The sequence below is a fragment of the Streptomyces olivochromogenes genome, from assembly GCF_021538895.1.
Lineage (GTDB): Bacteria > Actinomycetota > Actinomycetes > Streptomycetales > Streptomycetaceae > Streptomyces > Streptomyces olivochromogenes_A.
In genome coordinates, this window is sequence record NZ_JADDRL010000025.1 from 23,089 (window position 1) to 44,150 (window position 21,062).

The following is a 21,062-nucleotide window of genomic DNA, read 5'->3' on the forward strand; positions in this document are numbered from 1 at the left end:
AGCTGCCCGAAAAGGCGGCTCTCACATTTATCCCACGGGCGAGACCGGAATCCGTGCCGACGGTCCGGCCGTCCGGACCATTCCGATCTCGTACGCGTAGATTACGGCATGTATGCGATTGCGCAGCTCCAGCTTGTCCAGCATGCGCTGCACATGGGATTTCACCGTACTCTCGCTCACAAAAAGCATCTCGGCGATTTCGGCATTACTGCAACCGCGCGCGATGAGCCGGAGCACGTCCACTTCACGCCGCGTCAGTTTCCTCAGCGCTTCGTGCCGGGCTTCCTGCTTGTCGCCGTCGGCCGGGGCTTGCCAGTCGACGAGCCTCCGGCCACGACAAGGGAAGAGCAGGGCGTATCCGGCTGCGACCAGCCGAACCGCCGATACGATCTCCACTGGGGACGAGCGGTTGAGCAGCAGGCCACGGACACCAGCGCGCAGCAGCCTCTGCACCTGATCGTCGAATTCACCGACGAGCGCCAGCGAGGGGGAACCGGGAGCCTCCGACCCCAGGAACCTGACCACCTCAGCCGCGTCCAGCGAATTCGTCTCGGAATCTATGACGACTACATCGGGTCGCAGATCGCTCACGCTGCTCGCGATCTGCGGTATATCTCCAGCGTCTCCGGAAACTTCAAGATCCGGTTTACCGTCGAAGAGCATGCGGTAACCGGCCCGGATGACCGTCCTGTCACTGACGACTAATATGCGCATCAGCAAAGAACCCCCCATCTGGCACTTCATCGCTTAATCAAGCTAACATAGAAGACGGTCGGAGGGGAACCTTTACCCAAGAACCACTTGACACTTCCGCAGCAATTCTACCGACTCGTAATGTTGAGGCGAATATTCCATGTGCTGCGGACATGATCGCAAAACCACGGCTCAGCGTGACGGTAAATCCGCCGTAAACAATGAGATGAATCCGGACAGCGCGAATTGGCCCGTTGGGGGTCGACCTTCAGACGGCTAGGTCATCCTCCGCGCTCAGGTCCCCGACCATGTACCGGCGGATATTCGGCGCCACAGCCGCGATGACGACCTTTTCCGGCGCGCCCGCCAGTGGCTGGATACGCAGGACGTACCGGACCATCGCGAGGCCGAAGAGCTGGCTCGAAACCAGCGACGCCCGCAACGGCACCTCCGCGGGATCGACGACCGCCCCGAGGCGGCGCACCACCCGGCGGGCGATCTGGGTGGTGAAGAACTCGCGGAGGAGCAGCGCTTGCCATTCATGAGCGACCGCGCCGCGCAGCAACCCGAGGAAGGCCGGGCCGCTCACCGGGCCCTCGCACACGCCAAGGAAAGTACGCACGACATTCTCGGGAACGGCCTCGATGCCGGCGGCGAAGATTTCGTCCATCACGGCCCCGGGCTCAATGGGCGGCTTCACGACTTCCAGGAAGAGATCTTCCTTGCTGCCGAAGTAGTGATGGACGAGCGCCGGATCCACACCGGCGCTCGTCGCGATGTGACGGATGGACGAGCCGTCGTAACCGCGCTCGGCGAACGTCCGGCGAGCGGCCTCCAGGATCGCCCCGCGTGTGTCCGGGTTGCCGGGACGGCGGCCGCTACGTCTGCGCACGAGCGCTCCTCTTCACCAGGTGACAGCTAAGCGGTGCGCCGCCGTAGGGTCCCAGCGGCGAGCACCAGGGCCAGCACCACACATCCCATCACAATGCCGTAGCCGCGCCACATGTCCCCCGTCGCGTCGGCCGAGGTTCCGACGTCCTGCAACGCCTCCACCCCGTGGGCCAGCGGCATCGCCGTGCTGACGCCGTCCAGCCAGCCTGCCATATCGGCCCGCGGCACGAAGAGGCCGGAGAGCAGGATCTGCGGCAGCACCACGACCGGCAGGAACTGCACGGCCTGGAACTCGGTCCGGGCGAACGCGCTGCACAGCAGTCCCAGGCCGACGCCGAGCAGGGCGTCCGCCACCGCGATCAGCACCACCAGCGCGCCGTTGCCTGCCGTGTCGAGGCCGAGCAGCCAGAACGCCACCGTCGTCGCCACGGTCGCCTGCACGGTGGCGGCCAGACCGAAGGCCAGACCATAGGCGAAGAGCAGGTCCAGCTTGCCCAAGGGAGTGGTGAAGAGCCGCTCCAGCGTGCCCGAGGTGCGTTCCCGCAGCATGGCGATGCTGGTGACCAGGAACATCAGGAGGAAGGGGAAGACCCCGAGCATGATTAACATGACTCGGTCGAGGAGCGGGCCGTTCTTCTCGAACATGAAGTAGATCAGGGTGAGCAGCAGCAGGGGCGCGCCGATCAGGAGGCCGACGGAGCGCCGGTCGTGCCTGAGCTGCCCGAGCACCCGGCCCGTGGTGCTCAGCGTCAGTCGCACCGACATCACGCCACCTCCAGCGTTCCCTGGACCAGGGTGAGGAACGCCCGGTCCAGATCGTCCGTACCGGCCCTGTCCTTGATCGCCTGCGGGGTGTCATCGGCCACGACTGCACCCTCTCTCAGGAGGATCAGACGGTCGCACCGGTTGGCCTCGTCCATCACGTGGCTGGAGACCACCAGCGTGGTGCCTTCGGCCGCCAACTGGCGGAAGTGGGCCCACAGTTCCTCGCGGAGAACCGGGTCCAGGCCGACCGTGGGCTCGTCCAGGATGAGCAGTTCGGGGCGGCTGACCAGAGCGCAGGCAAGCGACGCCCGGTTGTGCTGGCCGCCGGAGAGGGTACGGACGATCTGGCCGGCCTGCTCCTGCAGGCCGACCTCTTTGATCGTCTCCTCGGCCGCCGCCTGGCCGAGGTTGTAGAAACTGGCGAAATAGCGCACGTTCTCCCGGACGGTCATGTCCGCATAGATGCTGGGCGACTGGGTGAAGTAGCCGATCTTCCGGCGCAGCGCCGGGGCACCCGCCGTGTCGCCGAGCACGGTGACCCGGCCCGATTTCACCCGCTGCACACCCACGATCGAACGCAGCAGCGTGGTCTTGCCGCTGCCGCTCGGCCCCAGCAGCCCAGTGATTCCTCCATGTGGGATGCGGGTGCAGAGGCCGTGCAGTACCTCTTTCCCGCCGCGGGTCACCACGAGGTCCTGGACCTCGATCGCGGTCTTCATGATCTCTCCTTGCGGAAACTCGCCCGACGTTGAATTCAACAGTAGGTGAAAGACTTCCGGCCGTGAACCCTGCCGGTGCTCGCCGGCCGATGCGGGGTCGGGACGGCCCACGTCGGCGGAGGTGAGCGTCGGCGGACGTCAACTCCGGCGGCGCAGAACCAGGGAGACGTTCTGGCCGCCGAAGGCGAATGAGTTGCTGAGAGCCGCGGCCGCGCCCTCGGGAAGCACTCCAGGACCGCCTCGGACCACGGCCCGGAGAACGTCGTCACCGATCGAGGCATCGGGCTCGTCGAGGTTGACGGCGGGCGGGACGACGCCGTGATGGAGCGTCAGCGCGGTGATCACCGCCTCCACCGCACCCGCCGCGCCCAGCAGATGACCTGTCAGCGACTTGGTCGCGGCCACCGAAGCCCCGCAAAGGCCCGGCCCCAGCACCTGCCGCAGCGCCACCGCCTCCGCCGCGTCCCCCAACGTCGTACCGGTCGCATGTACGTTGACGTGCGCGATCTCGCCGGGTTTCACTCCCGCGTCGGCGAGTGCCCGGCGCATCGCGCGAGCGGCACCCGCGCCCGAGGGATCGGGGTTGGCGATGTGATAGGCATCCGCGGAACGGCCCGCCCCGGCGAGCTCGGCATACACGCGGGCGCCGCGCCGTGCAGCATGCCCGGCAGCCTCCAACACCATCACCCCGGCGCCCTCCCCCAGGACGAATCCGTCCCTCCCCGCGTCGAAGGGCCGGCAGGCGCCCTCCGGGTCCTCATTGCGCCGGGACAGTGCACGCATGGCCGCGAACCCGGCCACGATGACCGGGTGGATCATCGCGTCGGCGCCTCCGGCGAGCACCACGTCCGCCTGACCGGACCGGATCAGTTCCCGGCCGCGGGCCAGCGCGTCGGCGCCCGACGCACAGGCGCTGGCGGGGGCGTGCAGTTCGGCCGCGGCACCGAACTCCACGGAGATCCAGGCCGCGGGGCCGTTCGCCATGTACATCGGAAGGGTGAGTGGGGAGAGCCGCTGCCATCCGCGCTCCCGCAGCACGTCGTACTGATCGAGCAGGCTCCCCACTCCCCCGCCTCCGGAGGAGACGGCCACCGCCAACCGCTCCGGCGGCGTCTCCGGTGCCCCCGCGTCCTGCCACGCCTCGCGGGCGGCCAGGAGGGCCAGTTGCTGCACCCTGCCCAGGCGGCGCGTTTCGTACGTCGCAAGTCGTTCGGCCGGCTCGACGGCCACGGGGGCCGCGATCCGCACCGGCAGTACGTCAGCCCACGCCTCTTTGATGCCCCGCACCCCGGAGACACCCGAGAGAAGGGCATTCCAGGTCGCCGGGGCATCGCCGCCGACCGGGCTTGAGGTCCCCAGCCCGGTGACGACCACCTCACGGTCCTCGGAGACAGGACAGCCGGGGCCGGCAGGGCGGCCGTCGGTCATGCCGAGACTCCCGCCATCCGGATGTAGTCGACCAGGTCGCCGACAGTGCGCAGTCCCCTCATGTCCTCGTCCGGCAGCTCGACGCCGAAGCGGTCCTGGGTCGTCATGCCGATCTCGTACATGGACAGGGAGTCGACGTCCAGGTCGTCGACGAAGGCCTTGTCCACGGTGCTCCTGGCCGGTTCGATCCCGCAGACGTCATGCAGGATCTCCGCGACGCCGGCCAGAATCTCCTGTTCGGTCCGTGCCATGTCGTACGACCTCCTCGATCGTTGGATGTGATGAGTCGTCAGCTCAGCAGCCCGGCGGACCGGATCTCCGCGGCCACCTGCTCCGGAATGCCGTGACGGGCGATGTCCTCCGCGGTGAGGGACACCGGGATGCTGTGCGGGTGCTGGAAGACGTCGCCGGGGTCGTACTGGCGCTTGACCTGCATGAGCCGCGGCAGGTTCTCCTCGTAGTAGGCCCACAGCCAGTTCTCCAGGGCCAGGTCGATGGTGTTGACGTACGCGGCGCCCGTGGTGTGCTCGGCCATCGAGTGACGCAGCGCCCTGACCCAGGCGAGGTTCTTCCCGTCGTCCTCCGGCAGATCCCAGTCGGTGCGGTACTCGAAGGCCATCAGTCCGGTCCTGTGCACGAACGCGGTGTCGGTGCGCGCCCGGTGGCCGATGGCCCCTCCCATGCCGTACACGGCCACCTCGGCGCGGTGGCTCGGCGGATCGGTGAGGAACTCCTGGAGGGTCGCGATGGCTGCCTCGTTCAGCGGCTCGGCGACGATGGCCGAACTGCCCTGGGCGCGCACCTGATCGGCCGCGGCCGCCTCACCCTGGAGAGCCTCCACCGTGTCCACCGCCTGGATGAACGGCACCGGCTCGACGACCAATGTCTGCGGCTCCGCCGCAGCCACGAGCGGACGCAGCAGCTCCTCGAACTCCGCGGCCGGGCCGTCGAAGACGCCGAAGGCCACCAACAGGTCCTGTTGTCGCGGGAAGAGCGAGAGGAAGGTGTTGATGCGGTCCTCCGCCGAAGCCAGCCAGCCCTGCCAGGCCTTGACCGCCGGGGCGAACTGCGCCCAGCTCCAGGCGATGGTGAAGATCGTGACCTCTGAGATCGGCGAGGTACGGAAGGTGTACGAGGTGGCGATGCCGAAACTGCCGCCTCCGCCGCCCCGGCAGGCCCAGAAGAGGTCGGCGTGCTCGTCGTCGTCGACCTGGCGCAGCCGACCGTCGGCACCGACGAGTTCCAGGCCCACGAGGTGGTCGACCAGCGCGCCGCGCGACCGGGAAAGGACACCCATGCCGCCGCCCAGCACATGGCCGCCGATACCGATCCGCGGGCAGGTGCCGGCCGGTACGGTCACACCGGCCTTCCACAGCTCACGGTAGATGTCACCGAGACGGGCCCCACCACCGACGGTCACCAGCGAACTGTCCTCGCTGAGGGTGATGGCATCGAGACCGCCCAGGTCGATGATCGCCCCGTCCGCCACGCTGCTCAGCCCGGCCATGGAATGACCGCCCGAGCGGACTCGGAACGGGATACCGCGACCCCGCGCACTCCCCAGAGCCTCCGCCACGGCTTCGGCGCTGTGACAGACCATCACTTCGCGGGGCCGGGAGGCATAGCACGCGTTCCATGTGCGGCTCGCGTCCTCGAAACCGGCGTCCCCCGGGGTGAGGACGGTGCCGGTGAAACGGGCAGGGGTTCCCATGCGTGCTCCTCGGTTCTTCCTTGTGTGTGGCAGTCGGGGGAGGGCGGGACGGTACCGGCTCGGATCAGCCGCCCCGCAGGACGGTCTTTATCCCGGTGCGGATCAGCGGGGCGATGTCCTTGGGCGCTCCGCGGACCGTCCACAGGGCGAGCCGGAGAAGGGTCACCGGGGTGATCTGCAGAAAACGGGCGGTCGGATCGTTGAGCTTGAAGGCCGCGGGCACGAACTCCGCCTCGCGGACCGACCGGAAGATCCGCTCGCTCGCGGTGCGCGGGTCGAGCTCGCCGGCCGCCACCGCCGCGCAGGTGGCACCGGTGGCGGCGAAGAGCAGGTGGTAGCCCTCGTGGCCGGCGAAGATGTGCCCGCGGTACGGCACGGTCTCCAGAGCCCGCAGCGCCGCGTCGCTGCCCGTGGAACGAAGCTCCGAATAGGCGGTGAGCAGGGGGAACCCGCCGAAACGGAAGCCGACTTCGAATACGAAGAGCACGGCCTTCACCAGCGCCGGGTCGCGCAGCGACGCGTGCGCCATGGCGGCAAGCTCGTCATTGGCGTCGAGGTGGCCGCGGGTGAAGTCGTCCACCAGCGCAAAGCGTTCGGTAGAGAAGTCACCGTCTGCCACGGCGTCCAGCAGCCGCCGGGCGAGGACGTTCACGGTCTCCAGAGCGATGCCGAGTCCCCTTGAGATGAAGGGATCGACATAACCTGCGGCATCCGCGACGAGGCACCACCGGTCCCCTACGGTGCGGCTCACCGCGTACTGGTTGCGCTCGGTGGACAGCCACCCGTGCTCGGCGACCGCGTCCTCGAACTGGGCTGCCAGGGTGGGGAAGCGCGCGACGAACGCCCGGAACTCCTCCTCGGCGGAAAGCCCGGCGAAGTCCTCGGCCGGGAAGCGGCGGGCGTCGAGCGTCAGACCGACGCTGACCACGCCGGCGGCGGGAACCGGGTGGTTGTCGAAGGGCAGCACCGCGAGATACGCGCCGTCGGTGAGATGGTGCATGCTTCCCCGGGCCCACGGCATCGGAGCCTTGTACGCCGCGGCCCGGTCGGCCACCACATCGGCGAACGGCCGCACCCCCGTCATATGGGTGGTGAGCGTGCGGCTGACGGTCGTGAAGCGCGCGGGTTCCTCGCGGAGCCCCAACGCGGCCACCAACGGTGAGTCGGGGCCTGTGGCGTCCACCAGATACCGCGCCCGGATCCGTCCCCCATCCGAGAGGGAGACCAGCACATCGGCCGGTCCCGGCACCGCCCCGGTGACCTTGACGCCCCGGCGCACGTCGGCGCCCCGGTTCTCGGCAGCCCGCAGCAGGTGGGCGTCGATGTCCGCCCGGTAGAAGTGCGGCTCGGGCGGGGCTCCCTTGGGCGGGCAGACCTGGAGCAGTTCGGACGGATCCTGGGGCCGTCCCTCCCGGTGGTAGACGAAGCTGTGGCAGTGTTCGGCACCGACAGTTCGGGTGATGTGCTCGTGGATGTCCTTGACCGTGGAGAGCCGGGCCAGTTCCGGCACCTGGTAGCGCTCGGCCAGGATGCGGAAGAGCCCGGCCGCGTGCACCCCCATCTCGCCCTGCGGGAATCGCGGCGGCTCGGCCTCGTCGACCACAGTGACCCGCACCTGGTTGGCCGCGAGGACAGTCGCCAGGGTCGCCGCAGCTATCCCACCGCCGAGGATGGCGACGTCGCGGGGGGCCTGTTCATGGGCGTGTTCGGGATCGCGCGTGTTCATCGCTGCTCCGTCCGGGACTGTGCGGCGGGCTGGCCGGGAGAGGGAAGGAAGCCGGTGCGGACCATCCAGTCGAAGTACGTGTCGAGGAGGGCGTCGTCGAGCGGTGGACAGGTGATGCCGCTTCCGTCCAGCGCGCGCAGCAGGTTGTCCACCTGATACGTCATGGAGTCCTGGCCGACCCGGACGATCTCGCTGATGGTGTCGATGAGCGGGTGGAGCGCGTTGTCCTCGACGCCGACGCCGGCGTGGAAGTCCGCCACCCACTCGGGTCCCGGCCGCTGACCGACCGGCCATTGGCGCCGTTGGATGTAACCGACCAGTTCCTGGAACGGCATGCGGTCAGGGTTGAGGAGATGGAAGTTTTTCCCGAAGTCACTCGTCTTGGAGGCGTGTACGAGGGCCCGACTGACGTAGTCGGCGGGGGTCATCTCCACGAGCATGTCGAGTTCGGGCGCGGAGCCGAACTGGATACAGCCCTTGATGACCGCGCAGGTGAAGCTGTTGGTGACACAGGCGCCGAAGCGCGAGTCGCCCATGATCTGGCCGAGTCGGTAGACGTTGACCGGTACTCCGCGTTCACGGGCGGCTTGGACGAGGTTCTCCGCCACCCACTTGGTCTGCAGATAGCCGTTGGGCAGTCGGCCGGCCCGGTCCAGGGCATCGTCCTCGCCGAAGGTACTGGTGAGGTCGTCGGGCACCCCCCAGACGGCGAAGGTGGAGACGTGGTTGACGGGGGTGAGCGGGCCCCGGCAAGCGAGCCGCAGTATCTCTTGTGTACCGCCCACGTTGGTGGCCCGGAGCTGCCGGAAACTCTGGATGAAATTGACGTTGGCGCCGTTGTGGTAGATCGCGTCAACGCGATGGGCGAGTGCGTCGAACACGTTCTCCGGGAGGCCGAGGAGCGGTTGGGAGAGATCGCCGGGGACCGCCACGATCCGCTCCTCGTCCTCCTCCCGCCAGGGCAGATAGCGCTCGGTGTTGGCACGCAGCCGGGCGAGCGCGCCGTCCGGATCGTCGGCGCGCACCAGGCAGTGGACGGTCGCCTTGGTGGAGCGGAGCAGTTCGTCCAGGAGGTACGCGCCGACGAAGCCGGTGGCACCGGTGAGCAGGACATCGGCCGGGTCGCGCCAGGCCTCCCCCAGGTCGCCCGCAGGACTGATGTCCGGGTCCAGCACCGCCTGGGCCTTGAGTACGGCCGGGTCGGTCCAGTCGGTGGCCACGGCCGCATCGCCCTGCTCCGCCGCGCCGGACAGGCCGTGGTCCTGCGTGGCGCGTGCCGCGATGAGGGCCGCCCACTCCGCGAGGGTCGGCTGCTCGAAGAGTTCGCGCGGCGAGAGACTGAGCCCCAGCTCGTTCTTGCAGACGGTGACCACCTGCATCACCATCAGCGAGTCCACCCCGAGTTCGAGCAGGTCGGCATCGGGGCCGATCTCCTCCGCGGGGGTCCACAGCGCGGCGGAGAGCTGCTCCAGCAGGTGGGCGGCGACGAGGCCGGGCCGCATGTCCGCGACCGCTTTCGACAGCCGCGCGAGCAGCGCCGGCGGTTCGTCGGTGCCGGCGGTCCCGGTGGTGGTGCTCGTGCTGACGGCGGGCACCGCCGGCTCTCGCTCGTCGAACCAGTAGCGGTCCCGCTGGAAGGCGTACGTGGGAAGCGCCACAGGCCGGGAGGGTGCCCCGGCGTGCACCGCCCGCCAGTCCACAGGGGTACCGAGCACGTACAGGCCGCCCAGCGCCGTGCGGATCTGCTCGGCGTCGTCGGTGGTCCGGCGCAGGGAGGCGAACCAGTTGCGGTCCGGCCCGGGAAGGGCGGCGGCGCCGAGGCCGAGCAAGGTCCGGCCGGGGCCCGTCTCCAGGAACGTGGTGAAACCGAGGCGATCCAGGGTGTGCACCCCGTCGGCGAACCGGACGGGCACACGGGCATGCCGGCACCAGTAGTCGGGGTCGGCGAGGGTGTCGGAACCGACGGCCTCACCAGTGAGGTTGGAGATGACAGGAATACGCGGCGCGGAGAAACCGATCCGCGACGCCGCCGCGCGCAGCTCCGCCAGCGACGGCTCGACCAGCGGCGAGTGGAAGGCGTGCGAGACACGCAGGCGGCGAGCCTGGATCCCACGTCCGCCGAGCCGGGCGGCGATGCGGTCGATGGCGTCGGCGGCACCGGAAAGTACCGTCTGGCGCTCGCCGTTGACGGCGGCGAGCGAGACGGCACCGCCATCGGTGGAGGCCTCGGCCTCGGCCTCGGTGGCGGAGAGCGGCACAGCGATCATGGCGCCTGGTTCACACAACCGCTGCATGAGCCCGGCACGGACGCTGACCAGCGCGAGGGCGTCCTCCAGACTGAACACCCCGGCCACGCACGCGGCCACGTACTCGCCGACGCTGTGCCCGAGGACGGCGGCAGGCCTGATTCCCCAGGAGCGCCACAGGCGGGCGAGGGCGTACTCGACGGCGAAGAGGGCGGGCTGGGTGTAGGCGGTCCGGTCCAGCAACGCGGTGTCGTCGGGACTGCCGTAGACGACGTCGGACAGCGGGCGGTCGAGATGTTCGCGGAGCAGGACAGCGCACTCGTCGAAGGCGGCACGGAACACGGGTTCGGTGTCATACAGTCCGCGCCCCATACCGGGGTACTGGCTGCCCTGGCCGGTGAAGAGGAAGGCGACCTTCGCCCGCCTGCGGGTCGACGCCCGCCCGGTGACGACCCCCGGCCCGGCCTGTCCCGCGGCGAACCGCTCCAGCCGGTCGCGCAGCTCACCCGCCGAACGGGCCACCAGCGACACCCGCTGCGGCAGTTGGGCCCGCCCCAGAGCGGCGGCCCGGCACACATCCCCCAACGAGGCACCACCACCTGGAGTGCTGTCGCCCGTGCTGTCCGCGGCCGTCTCCGAGGAGGACTCCTGCGGCAGACCGAGGCGGGCGGCGTAGCGGGCGGCCAGGTCGCTCAGGGCAGCCTGGGACGTCGCGGACAGGACCAGCAGATTGTGCGAGGCCACCGGCGCCGTCTGCTGGGGTTTCTCGGCCGGCGACGCGGGGGCCTCGCCAAGGACCAGATGAACGTTGGTGCCGCTCACCCCGAAGGAGCTGACGCCCGCGTAGCGGCCGACGGCCGTCGTGGGCCAGGCCGTCCGGTCCCGTGGGACGGTCAGATGCAGGCTTTCCCAGTCCAGGTTCGGATTGGGCTCGCTGAAGTGCAGGCTCGGCGGAATCTCCCTGTGCCGCAGGGCCAGCGCGAGCTTCATCAACCCGGTCACACCTGCTGCGGCCTCCAGGTGGCCGACATTCGTTTTGACCGACCCGACGTATACGCGGCGGTCCGTCGGCCGGCCAGGACCCAACACCGCCTCCAGGGCACGGAGTTCGATGGGGTCGCCGAGCAGTGTGCCCGTGCCGTGCGCCTCGATGTATCCGATCCCACCGGGGGCCACACCGGCGTCCGCCAGGGCCGCCCGGATCACCTCCTGCTGTGCCGGGCCGCTGGGCACCGAGATGCCGCTGGAACGTCCGTCGTGGTTGACCGCGCTCCCGTGGATGACGGCGACCACCGGGTCGCCGTCCGCCAGCGCGTCCGCCAGCCGTTTCAGTACGACGACACCGCACCCCTCGCCGCGTGCGTACCCGTTGGCCGAGGCGTCGAAGGCCTTGGAGCGCCCGTCGGGCGAGAGTGCCCCCGCCTTGCTCACGAGCACGAACCCATAGGGCGTCAGCATCAGGTTGACTCCTCCGGCCAGTGCGAGATCGCACTCGCCGCGGCGCAGGCTCTGGCATGCGAGGTGGGCCGCCAGCAACGACGAGGAGCAGGCCGTGTCGACGACGTGCGCGGGACCCCGCAGCCCGAAGTGGTAGGCGACGCGCCCGGCGAGGAACGCCGGCTCCCCCATCAGCTGGTAGGCGTCGACGTCCGTCGCGGCGGTGAGCTGTTGGCGCATGCGTGCGTAGTCGCTGGTGCTGGCGCCGAGGAAAACACCGGTCGCGGTGCCTTCCAGGCTGTCGGGAGCGATACCGGCACGCTCGAGCGACTCCCAGCTCACTTCCAGCGTGATGCGCTGCTGCGGGTCCATCGCGACCGCCTCGGCGGGCGAGATGCCGAAGAGTGAGGCGTCGAAGGCGTCGGGCCGGTCGATGAACCCGCCCTCGACGCAGTACGCCTTGCCGGGCGCGTCCGGGTCGGGGTCGTACACGGCGTCCGCGTCACCGCGGTCGGCCGGGAAGCGAGTGACGGTGTCGGTACCTTCGCGGAGAACCTGCCAGAACGCCTCGGGCGAATCCGCTCCGCCGGGGAAGCGGCAGCCCATGCCGATGATGGCGACGGGACCGTCCGTCTGCTGGTACTGCTCGAGCCGGGTCCTGAGCCGCGCGATCGTATCGAGGGCGTGGCTCAGCCTGGCCCGGTCGTCCGTGTCGGTTCCGGTCATTGCTCCGCCTCTCCGCGGTACTTGGTGTCGGTACGGGGCCAGTCGGCACGCCCAAGTCCCAGGGCCTCCACCCCGGCCATCTCGCGCTCGAAGCGGGCCGTGAGGTCGTCGTCCCCGACGTCGACGGTGAACTCCGAGGCGGTCTGGGGGCGTTCGGTCCCAGTGGGGTCGTGACCGGTGCGGCCGGGGGCGTCCGCGATGCCGAGGCCGAGCACGTCCAAAGCGAGGAATCCGGCCAGAGCCTCGGCGTTCGGATACTCGAAGACGAGCGTGTTGGGCAGCGTGCAGTCGAAGCGCCGTTGCAGCCGGACCTTCATCTCCAGGGCGGTGATCGAGTTCATGCCGAGGTCGAAGAAGCCCTGACGGGAGTCGAACTCATCACCCGACTCGGCGCCGAGCACCACGGCTGTCTCGGTCAGCACGTGGCCCACGAGGAGGCCTTGGCGCTCCTCGGGGTCCAGCGCCGCCAGTTCCTGGAGCAGCGAGGCCGCCGCGGTGGCACCCGCCGTGTCGTCGCTCGCTTCCAGGTCGTGGAAGAGCGGCCAGCCCACCTGTTGGTAGAGGGGCAGCATGATGCCCCAGTCCACCTGGCATACGCCTGCCTCGACGGACCCGGCGGCGACGAGATGGTCGAGCACCTCCACGGCCGTCTCGGGCCGCAGCGGCTCCAGACCGGCCCGGACCAGCATCGCCCTGCTGTCCTTGGTAAGATTCCCGGCCTCCTCCCACGGTGCCCAGCGCACGCACAGACCGGCACGGCCCTGTGCCCGGCGCCGTTGGACCAGGGCGGCCAGCAGCGCGTCGGCCGGGGCCTGGCGGGCCACGCCCAGCGAACCCCAGAACGAGGCGATGCCGCTGAAGGCGACGAAGAACTCCAGTCCGCTGTCAGCGCCTTGGGCATTCAGCAACTCGTCCAGGTGCCAGGCGCCGAGCGCGCGGCTGCGGACGGAATCGGTGATCTCGGACAGGCCGACGGCCGCGGTATCGCCCAGTTCCCAGTCAACGGCGAGCCAGACCACTCCGCGCAGCGGCAGGCCGCCGTCGCACGCGGCCTCCAGCAGACCGGCCAGGGCGGCGCGATCGGCGGGGTCACACCGCACGATCAGCAGTTCGGTGCCGCCGACGGCACGTAGCCGGTCCAGTTCCTCCTCGAAGTCCCCTCCGGACACATCGGCTTCGGGCCCGCATGTGAGGACCACACGTCCAGCGCCGCGCTCGGACAGCCAGCGAGCGATGTGCAGGCCGAGGCGGCTCGCGCCCTCGGCGACCAGGTACGCGCCACCGGGCTCGATCCGTCCCAGGGGCAGCACCGGCCCGGCGGTACGGTCCCGCGCCACGCGTTGCACCAGACGCCGCCCGGATCGCAGCGCGACGTGGTCCTCGCCGTCCGGGGCCACCAACTCGTCGACGAGCACCGCGGCTTCGGCGTCAGGGCCGGTCGTACGGGGGTCCAGGTCGAGCAGACCGCCCCAGGCGGCGGGGTGTTCGAGGGCGGCGACTCCGGCCAGGGACCACAGCGGTGCCTGGGTCTCGGCCACCGGCAGGCCTGGCGTACCGGATGTCCCGGTCGCGCAGGCGCCGCGTGTGACGTACCAGACGGGCCGTGCGGTCCCGCTGGCCCCCAGTGCGCGGGCGAGGTTGAGTACCGCGTCGTAGGCGCATCCGGCAGCCGGGTCGGTGAGGGCGGCAGTGCCCGCACCGACGGGGAGGTCCAGTGCCCAGAGATGGACGGCGCCACGGCAACCGGGGGTGCGGAGACTGTCCCGGACCAGCTTCGCGAGCCCGCCGTGGCCGGCGGCGGCGTCGGGGGCGATGAGTACGGTCCGCTCGCCACGTGCGGCGAGTCGTGCGGTCAGCGCATCGGCCACGCCGCCCCGGTCCGCCAGCACCAGCCACCAAGCGCCGTCCACCGGCTCGGCCGCGGGAAGTGCGGCGGCACGGGGCGACGGCTGCCACCGGTGGGTGTACAGCAGGGCGTCGAGCCGGTCGCGGGTCCCCGCCGCGACGGGTGTCACAGACGGCGGTTCCAGAGTCACACCGGACAGCAGGGCGACTGGTGTTCCGTCCTCGTCCAGGACGGAGACGTCACCGCGCACGCCGGGGCCGGTGCGGTCGGTGAGGCAGGCGTGCACCGTCAGCCGCGGCCTGTCCGGGGCTCGGAGAAGGACCAGCCGCGCCACGGACCGTGGCAGCAGCGGCGGCACCTGCGGGTCTTGTCCCGCTGCAAGCGCCAGCGTGCGCAACGCTGCCTCCAACAGCCCGGGGGGCAGGATCCACGCTCCGTCGGGGGCGCTCTCGAACTCGGCCGTGAAGGTGCCGTCGGCGCGCCCGGCCGCCGTCACCCGCAAACCGTCCATGCCGACGCCGGCCGCTGCCAGCGCCTCGCCCGGCTCCGCGGGGTCCACCACTTCGTCGGTGCCGGTGAACGCCGGCCGAGCGGCGGTTGCCGTGTCCGCGCTGGCCATCAGCCGGCCCCGGGCCCGGAGCGCTGTCGTCGTCCCGGTCTCCGGCAAGGCGGGGAAGGTGTGCACCGTGAAGAGCGCCGTGTCCGCCGCTCCCGCGATGTCATGGATGTGGTCCGTGTCCGTCAAGCTCAACTGCGCGACCGTCGCGGCAGGTTCTCCCTCAGGTCCGCCCACCGCCCCGTCGAGCAGCAGCGGCTCCGGCAGCTCCACCGCCTCCATACAGAGCGGCCCGGCGCCGAAACGTTCCCGGCCGGCGGCGAGCGCCATCTCCAGCCAGGCCGCGCCGGGCACCAGCCCGGCCCCCCACAGCTTCCCCACGGGCAGTGCGCCGAGCAGTCCGCCGTCCAGGTCGGCCTCGAACAGGCGCGTGTCCGCGCTCCCGGCGGTCCGGGTCCGGCGGGCCAGCAGCGGGTGTGGGGGCCTGTCCTGCACAGCCCCGGCAGCATCTCGCGGCGGTACGGCACCCGGCGCCCCACCCTGCGGGCCTGCCAGCCAGTAGCGCTTGCGCTGCCACGGATAGGCGGGGGTGTCGGTCAACTGCCCGCCCGCCGGGTACATCCGCTCCCAGTCCACGACGTAGCCGTGGGCGTGCAGAGTGCCCAGCGAGTCGAGCATGACAGTGAAATCGTCGCTGTCCCGGCGCAGGGACGGCACGAGGACGCCGTCCACTCCGAGATCCCGCAGGTCCTGCTCGATGAAGGTGAGCAGCAGCGGATGAGGGGAGATCTCCAGGAAGGTGTCGAACCCGTCGCCCGCCATGGCCCGGACCGCGCTGGAGAACCGCACCCGGTCACGCAGGTTCCGGCCCCAGTACGCGGCACCGAACGCGTCTCCGTCCAGGAGACCCCCCGTCACGGAGGAGTAGCACGGCAGGTCTCCGTCGGCGGGCCTGATCCAGGAGAGACGGCCGGCCAGTTCGCGGTCGAGGGGCTCGACGCGCGGGCAGTGACCCGCGCCCGCGGCGTCGATCCGGCGGCTGAACACCTGGCGCCGCTTGAGGGCGGCCAACACCTCCTCGAGGGCTGTCTCGTCACCGGACAGGACCGTGCTGCGGGCGCTGTTGCTCACGGCCACCCACAGCCGGTCCTCGTATCCGGCGAGCGCCGTCTCGGCCTCGTCCGCCGGCAGGCCGACCACTCCCATGGCGCCGGACCCGACCAGGCGTTCCTGGACGGCGGCGCGCTCATGGATCAGCCGTACCGCGTCCTCGATGCCGAGGACGCCGGCCGCATGCGCCGCCGCCACCTCTCCCATGCTGTGGCCGACCACCGCGGCGGGCCTGACTCCGAGTGACTGCCAACGGCGGGCGAGGGCGATCTGGACCGCGAAGACCAGCTCCTGCTGCTTCGGCCCGAACGGGGTGTCGGCGCCTCGCTCCAGGTGGTCGAGCACCGACCAGCCGATGTGCGGGCGCAACCGGTCGTCGCACCAGGCCATGGCCTCGCGGAACGCCGGGTCCTGCCGCAGCAGGAGCCGGGCCATGCCCCGCCACTGGGACCCGTGGCCGGAGAAGACGAAGGCCAGCTTCCGCTCGGCGCGGCCGTCCGCACGGCCGGTGGAGACGCCGAGGCCACGGTCGCCGTCCTCGAACGCGGCGAGCCGCTCGGCGAGTTCGGTGCGGGTGCGGCCCACGACGGTGAGGCGATGGGTCTGATGAGCGCGGCGGGTACTCGCGGTGTAGCACAGGTCGCGCAGTGGGATGCCGGAAGCGCTGGTGGTCTCGTCGGCGCCCGGCTGCCGCTCCGCACCGCCGGTGAGCAGTTCACGGTAGTTGCCGGCCTGGGCGGTCAACGCCTCCTCGTCGGAAGCCGAGAGCGGCAGCAGGTACGGCCGACCGTCATCGGGCAGCTGCCCGAAAGACGGTTCGGACTGCCGGGGCGCCCGGCCGAGTACGACATGGGCGTTCGTGCCGCTGAAGCCGAAGGCGCTGACCCCGGCCGCGTGCCGGTCCTGCGGCCACGGCACCGGCCGGGTCGATACGTCGAAGGGCAGTTCGGCCCAGGGGATCGCGGGGTTCGGCTCGCTGAAGTGCAGATGCGGCGGGATCTCACCGCGTTGCAGGACCAGGACGGTCTTGATCAGGCCCGCGATACCGGAGGCCGCTTCGAGGTGTCCCATGTTGGTCTTCACCGACCCGACAGTGATCCGCTGCCGGCCGGGGAGAGCGCTCAGAGCCGCGCCGAGGGCCTGGAGTTCGATCGGGTCACCGAGCGGTGTGCCGGTGCCGTGGGCCTCGACGTACCCGATCTCGGCGGGCGACACCCGCGCGTCGACGAGCGCGTCACGGACGAGGGCACTCTGGGCAGGCCCGTTGGGAACGGTGAGGCCGCTGCTCGGGCCGTCCTGGTTGACCGACGAACCCAGGATCGTCGCCAACACACGGTCGCCGTCGGCAAGGGCTTTGCCTAGCGGTTTGAGTACGACCACACCGCAGCCCTCGCCACGGTTGTACCCGTCGGCCGAGGCGTCGAAGGTTTTGCAGCGCCCGTCACCGGCCAGCGCGCCCGCGGCCTGGCTGGCGCGGTGGATGGTGCTGCGCAGGATGACGTTGACCCCGCCGGCGACGGCGACCTCGCTCTCGCCGCTGCGCAGGCTGCGGACGGCGAGATGTACGGCGACGAGCGACGAGGAACACGCGGTGTCCACGGCCAGGCTGGGCCCGTGCACACCCAGGAAGTAGGAAAGACGTCCGGGGGTGGAGCAGAAGGAGTTGCCGGTGCCGTAGAACGCGTCGACGTTCTGCGGGGCGTTGGCGATGAGCTCGGCGTAGTCGTGGGAGTTCATCCCGACGAATACGCCGGTACGGGTGGCGGTCAGCCGGTCGGGAGTCTGGCCGGCGTGCTCCAGGGCCTCCCAGGCGACTTCCAGGAAGAGCCGCTGCTGCGGGTCCATGACCTTTGCCTCGCGAGGCGGTATCCGGAAGAACCGGGGGTCGAAGTGATCGACGTCGTCCAGCCAGGCGCCCTTCCAGCGGCTGCGGTCGTCGAAGCGGCCCTCGGGAGACTGCGCGATCGCGTCGGTCGCGTCACTCAGCATGCGCCAGTAGCCGTCGGGCCCGTTGCCTCCACCGGGGAATCGGCAACCGAGACCGATGACCGCGATCGGCTCGTGGCCGGCCGCGGGCACGGAAGACGCTTGCCTCTCCGCCACCTGCTCGGGAGCTGCGGCCTCAGGAGCCTGCCGCTCGGCACGCCGGTCCCACAGATACGTGGTCAGGCGCTCCACCGTGGGGTGGTCGAGCGCGACGGTCGCGGGCAGCGGGCCTACCTGGTGCTGGAGCAGATCCCGGAGTTCGAGCGAGGTGAGGGAATCCATGCCCATGTCGGCGAACCCCTGCCGCCGCCGGATCGAGCCGGGCTCGTGCCCCAGCACCCGAGCCGCCGACCTGGCCACCAGATCCTCCAGTTGGCGGCGGTCCCGGGGGGATTGGGGATTCCGAGCGACAGGGGGTTCGGACCGCTCTTCCAACGACTGTTGTGCCACCGGCAACTGCGGTGTCAACGCCGGTCCTTCGTTCGACGGCGGCTGCGTCTGCTGGAGCCAGTAGCGCCGGCGCTGCCAGGGATAGGAGGGGAGTTTGGCCGGTCGGCCGCCCGAGGGCGGAACCGACTTCCAGCGGACCGGAGCCCCGGCGGCGTACAGCGCTCCCACCGAGGTCAGGAGTGTCTCCGTCGCGGCGACACCGCGCCGCAGGGACGGCACCACCAGCGTGCCTTCGTTACCGGTGTCCTCGAAGGCGTGTGTGAGGGGCAAGGTCAGGACCGGGTGAGGGCCGATCTCCAGGAAGGTCCTGTACCCCTGGCCCAACAATGCATCGGCGGCTGCCGCGAACTGAACGGGTTCGCGGATGTTGCGTACCCAGTGCGCGGTGTCGAAGAGTTCCTCGTCCCCGGTTCCGCCGTGGGTGGTGGTGACCACCGGGACGGTGGGCGGGCTGGGCCGCAAGCCGTCCAGAAGCTTCGCCAGCCGGTCCTGATAGGGGGTCATGTACGGGCTGTGGAAGGGGTGGTCGCCCGGCAGCATGCGGCAGCCGATCCCCCGCTCCGTGAGGTGGGCGACGAACCGTTCGGCGGCCTCCGCGTCACCGGAGACAACGGTCGAGCGGGAGCTGTTGACGGCGGCCGGCCAGAGCAGCCCGGCATAGGGTTCGAGCGCGCGCCGCGTGTCCGGCTCGGAGAGTTCGGCCACGGCCATGCGGCCCTGGCCCGTCGACTCGGCCAGCAGCCGGCCGCGGTGGACTGCGACCCGCGACGCGTCCTCCAGCGTGAGTGCCCCGGCCACCTGCGCCGCGGCGATCTCGCCCATGCTGTGTCCGACCACCGCCGCCGGTTCGATGCCCCAGGAACGCCAGAGCGCGGCGAGCGCGACCTGTACGGCGAAGATCACCGGCTGCGCGAACTCGGTGCGCGTGAGCCGGGAATCGGCCTCCGGGGCGGAGATCTCCTCCCTCGGCGACCAGCCGGCTTGCTCACGGACGAGGGCGTCACAGGCGTCGAAGGTGTCACGGAAGGCACGCCAGTCGTCACCGTCGCGCCCGAGCAGTTCGCGGGCCATGCCGGGCCACTGGGAGCCCTGGCCCGAGAAGACGAGGACGACGCGTGCCTCCCGCTCTCCTTCCGTCTCTCCGCTTCCACGGTTCAGGCCGGGTGACGGCCTGCCTTCGAGGAATTCGCCGAGTCGCGCGGCGAGTTCGCCGGTACCACTGCCGATGACCGCGAGGCGGTGCTCCTTGTGGTGGGTCCTGCGCGCGCCGGCGGTGTGCGCGAGATCCCGCAGCGGGGGCACGTCGGCGGTGGCGGTCAGCCGGTCGCGGTAGGCACGGGCCAGGTCGGTGAGCGCAGCGTCACTGCGGGCGGAGAGGGGCAGGAGGACCGGGCCTTCCGGCTCCTCGGCCCGGGCGTCGGCATGTGGCGGTGCTGCCTCGATGATCACGTGCGCGTTGGTGCCGCTGAGCCCGAAGGCGCTGACCCCGGCCAACCGCGGCCTGCCCTGGCCGGCCGCCGGCAGCGGGGTGAGCTCGGTGGCCACGTCCACCGGCCAGTCCCAGCGGATACGCGGGTTGCGTTCGCGCACGTGGATGGTGGCGGGAATCTGGCCGTGCCGGAGGACCAGGGCGGTCTTGAGCAGTCCTGCGACGCCTGCCGCGGAGTCCATGTGACCGAAGTTGCTCTTCAGCGAGCCGACGAAGAGCGGGTGGCTGCGTGGCCGGTCCTGACCGAGAACGTTCCTCAGTGCGCTCAGTTCGATAGGGTCCCCGAGCGGCGTTCCGGTGCCATGGGCCTCGACGTAGTCGATGTCGGCGGGCGCGACACCCGCTGCGGCCAGGGCGTCCCGCAGCAGCCGTTGCTGGGCCTCCCCGCTGGGCACGGTGAGTCCGGCGCTGGCCCCGTCGTGGTTGACCGCCGTGCCGCGGATGACAGCGAGAATGTCGTCGCCGTCCGCGAGGGCGTCGGATAGCCGCTTGAGGACGACAAGGGCGCAGCCTTCGCCCCGCACGATCCCGTCCGCAGAGGCGTCGAACGGCTTGCAGCGCCCGTCCCGGGACATGGCCCGCACCTTGCAGAGAAAGATGCTGAGTTCCGGGGAGAGGATCAGATTGACGCCGCCCGCGAGAGCGAGGTCGGACTCGCCGCTGCGCAGGCTCTGGCACGCCAGATGGATGGCGACGAGCGAGGACGAACAGGCGGTGTTCACGGACATGCTGGGGCCCTGTAGCCCCAGCAGGTGGGACAGCCGACCGGGCCCGAAACTGAATTCGCGCCCACTGGCGTACCAGGCGCCGATGCCGGAGAGCCCAGCCTGGTGGGCGTGGAGCAGGGTGTAGTCCATCCCGATGACGCCGGTGAAGACGGACGTTCGGGTACCGGCCAGGTCGGTGGGTACCTGACCGGCGTCCTCCAGTGCCTCCCAGGCGACCTCCAGCAGCAGGCGCTGCTGTGGGTCCATTTCGTGGGCTTCGCGGGGTGCGATGCCGAAGAACGCCGGATCGAACTGGTCGACGCCGTCCAGGAAGGAACCCCACCGGCTGTACATCGCGCCGCGCTTGTGGGGATCGGCGTCGTAGTAACGGTCCACGTCCCACCGATCGGCGGGGACTTCCTCGATGGCGTCCGTCTCCTCGCGCAGGAGGCGCCAGAATTCAGGCAGCCCGTGGGCTCCGCGGGGAAACCGGCACCCCGCTCCCACCATGGCGATCGCTTCCGGAACGACCCGCCCGTACGGCTCTCCGGACACCGCGGTCGATGCGTGCATCTG

Annotated in this window: 10 protein-coding genes; all 10 read right to left on the reverse strand. The window is 70.5% G+C overall.

All coding sequences use genetic code 11. From position 1 onward, the window contains the following. Positions 1–27: 27 nt before the first annotated feature. On the reverse strand, positions 28–663 hold the full coding sequence (locus IPZ69_RS15240) for a response regulator transcription factor (RefSeq protein ID WP_235454657.1): 636 nt from the start codon (positions 661–663) through the stop codon (positions 28–30). 298 nt (positions 664–961) lie between these two features. Further along, positions 962–1,585, reverse strand: a complete 624-nt coding sequence (locus IPZ69_RS15245) for a TetR/AcrR family transcriptional regulator (protein WP_235454658.1) — start codon at positions 1,583–1,585, stop codon at positions 962–964. A gap of 26 nt (positions 1,586–1,611) precedes the next feature. Continuing rightward, positions 1,612–2,349, reverse strand: a complete 738-nt coding sequence (locus IPZ69_RS15250; protein ID WP_235454659.1) for an ABC transporter permease — start codon at positions 2,347–2,349, stop codon at positions 1,612–1,614. After that, positions 2,349–3,068, reverse strand: a complete 720-nt coding sequence (locus IPZ69_RS15255; protein WP_235454660.1) for an ABC transporter ATP-binding protein — start codon at positions 3,066–3,068, stop codon at positions 2,349–2,351. Before IPZ69_RS15255 ends, IPZ69_RS15250 begins: the two co-directional genes overlap by 1 nt. A 138-nt stretch (positions 3,069–3,206) precedes the next feature. Further along, positions 3,207–4,496, reverse strand: coding sequence for a beta-ketoacyl-[acyl-carrier-protein] synthase family protein (locus IPZ69_RS15260; protein WP_235454661.1), 1,290 nt, complete (start codon positions 4,494–4,496; stop codon positions 3,207–3,209). Continuing rightward, positions 4,493–4,747 carry an acyl carrier protein gene (locus IPZ69_RS15265; protein ID WP_235454662.1) on the reverse strand — a complete coding sequence of 85 codons (255 nt, stop codon included), beginning with the start codon at positions 4,745–4,747 and terminating at the stop codon, positions 4,493–4,495. Before IPZ69_RS15265 ends, IPZ69_RS15260 begins: the two co-directional genes overlap by 4 nt. 38 nt (positions 4,748–4,785) lie before the next feature. Then, entirely contained in the window at positions 4,786–6,207 is a 1,422-nt protein-coding gene (locus IPZ69_RS15270) for an FAD-binding oxidoreductase (RefSeq protein ID WP_235454663.1), read from the reverse strand. A 64-nt stretch (positions 6,208–6,271) separates the two neighbouring features. Next, positions 6,272–7,933, reverse strand: a complete 1,662-nt coding sequence (locus tag IPZ69_RS15275) for an FAD-dependent oxidoreductase (protein WP_235454664.1) — start codon at positions 7,931–7,933, stop codon at positions 6,272–6,274. Further along, positions 7,930–12,342 (reverse strand): type I polyketide synthase, encoded by a 4,413-nt coding sequence (locus IPZ69_RS15280; RefSeq protein ID WP_235454665.1) that lies wholly within the window; start codon positions 12,340–12,342, stop codon positions 7,930–7,932. Before IPZ69_RS15280 ends, IPZ69_RS15275 begins: the two co-directional genes overlap by 4 nt. Continuing rightward, positions 12,339–21,059 (reverse strand): type I polyketide synthase, encoded by an 8,721-nt coding sequence (locus IPZ69_RS15285; protein WP_235454666.1) that lies wholly within the window; start codon positions 21,057–21,059, stop codon positions 12,339–12,341. Before IPZ69_RS15285 ends, IPZ69_RS15280 begins: the two co-directional genes overlap by 4 nt. Between the last annotated feature and the right edge of the window lie 3 nt (positions 21,060–21,062).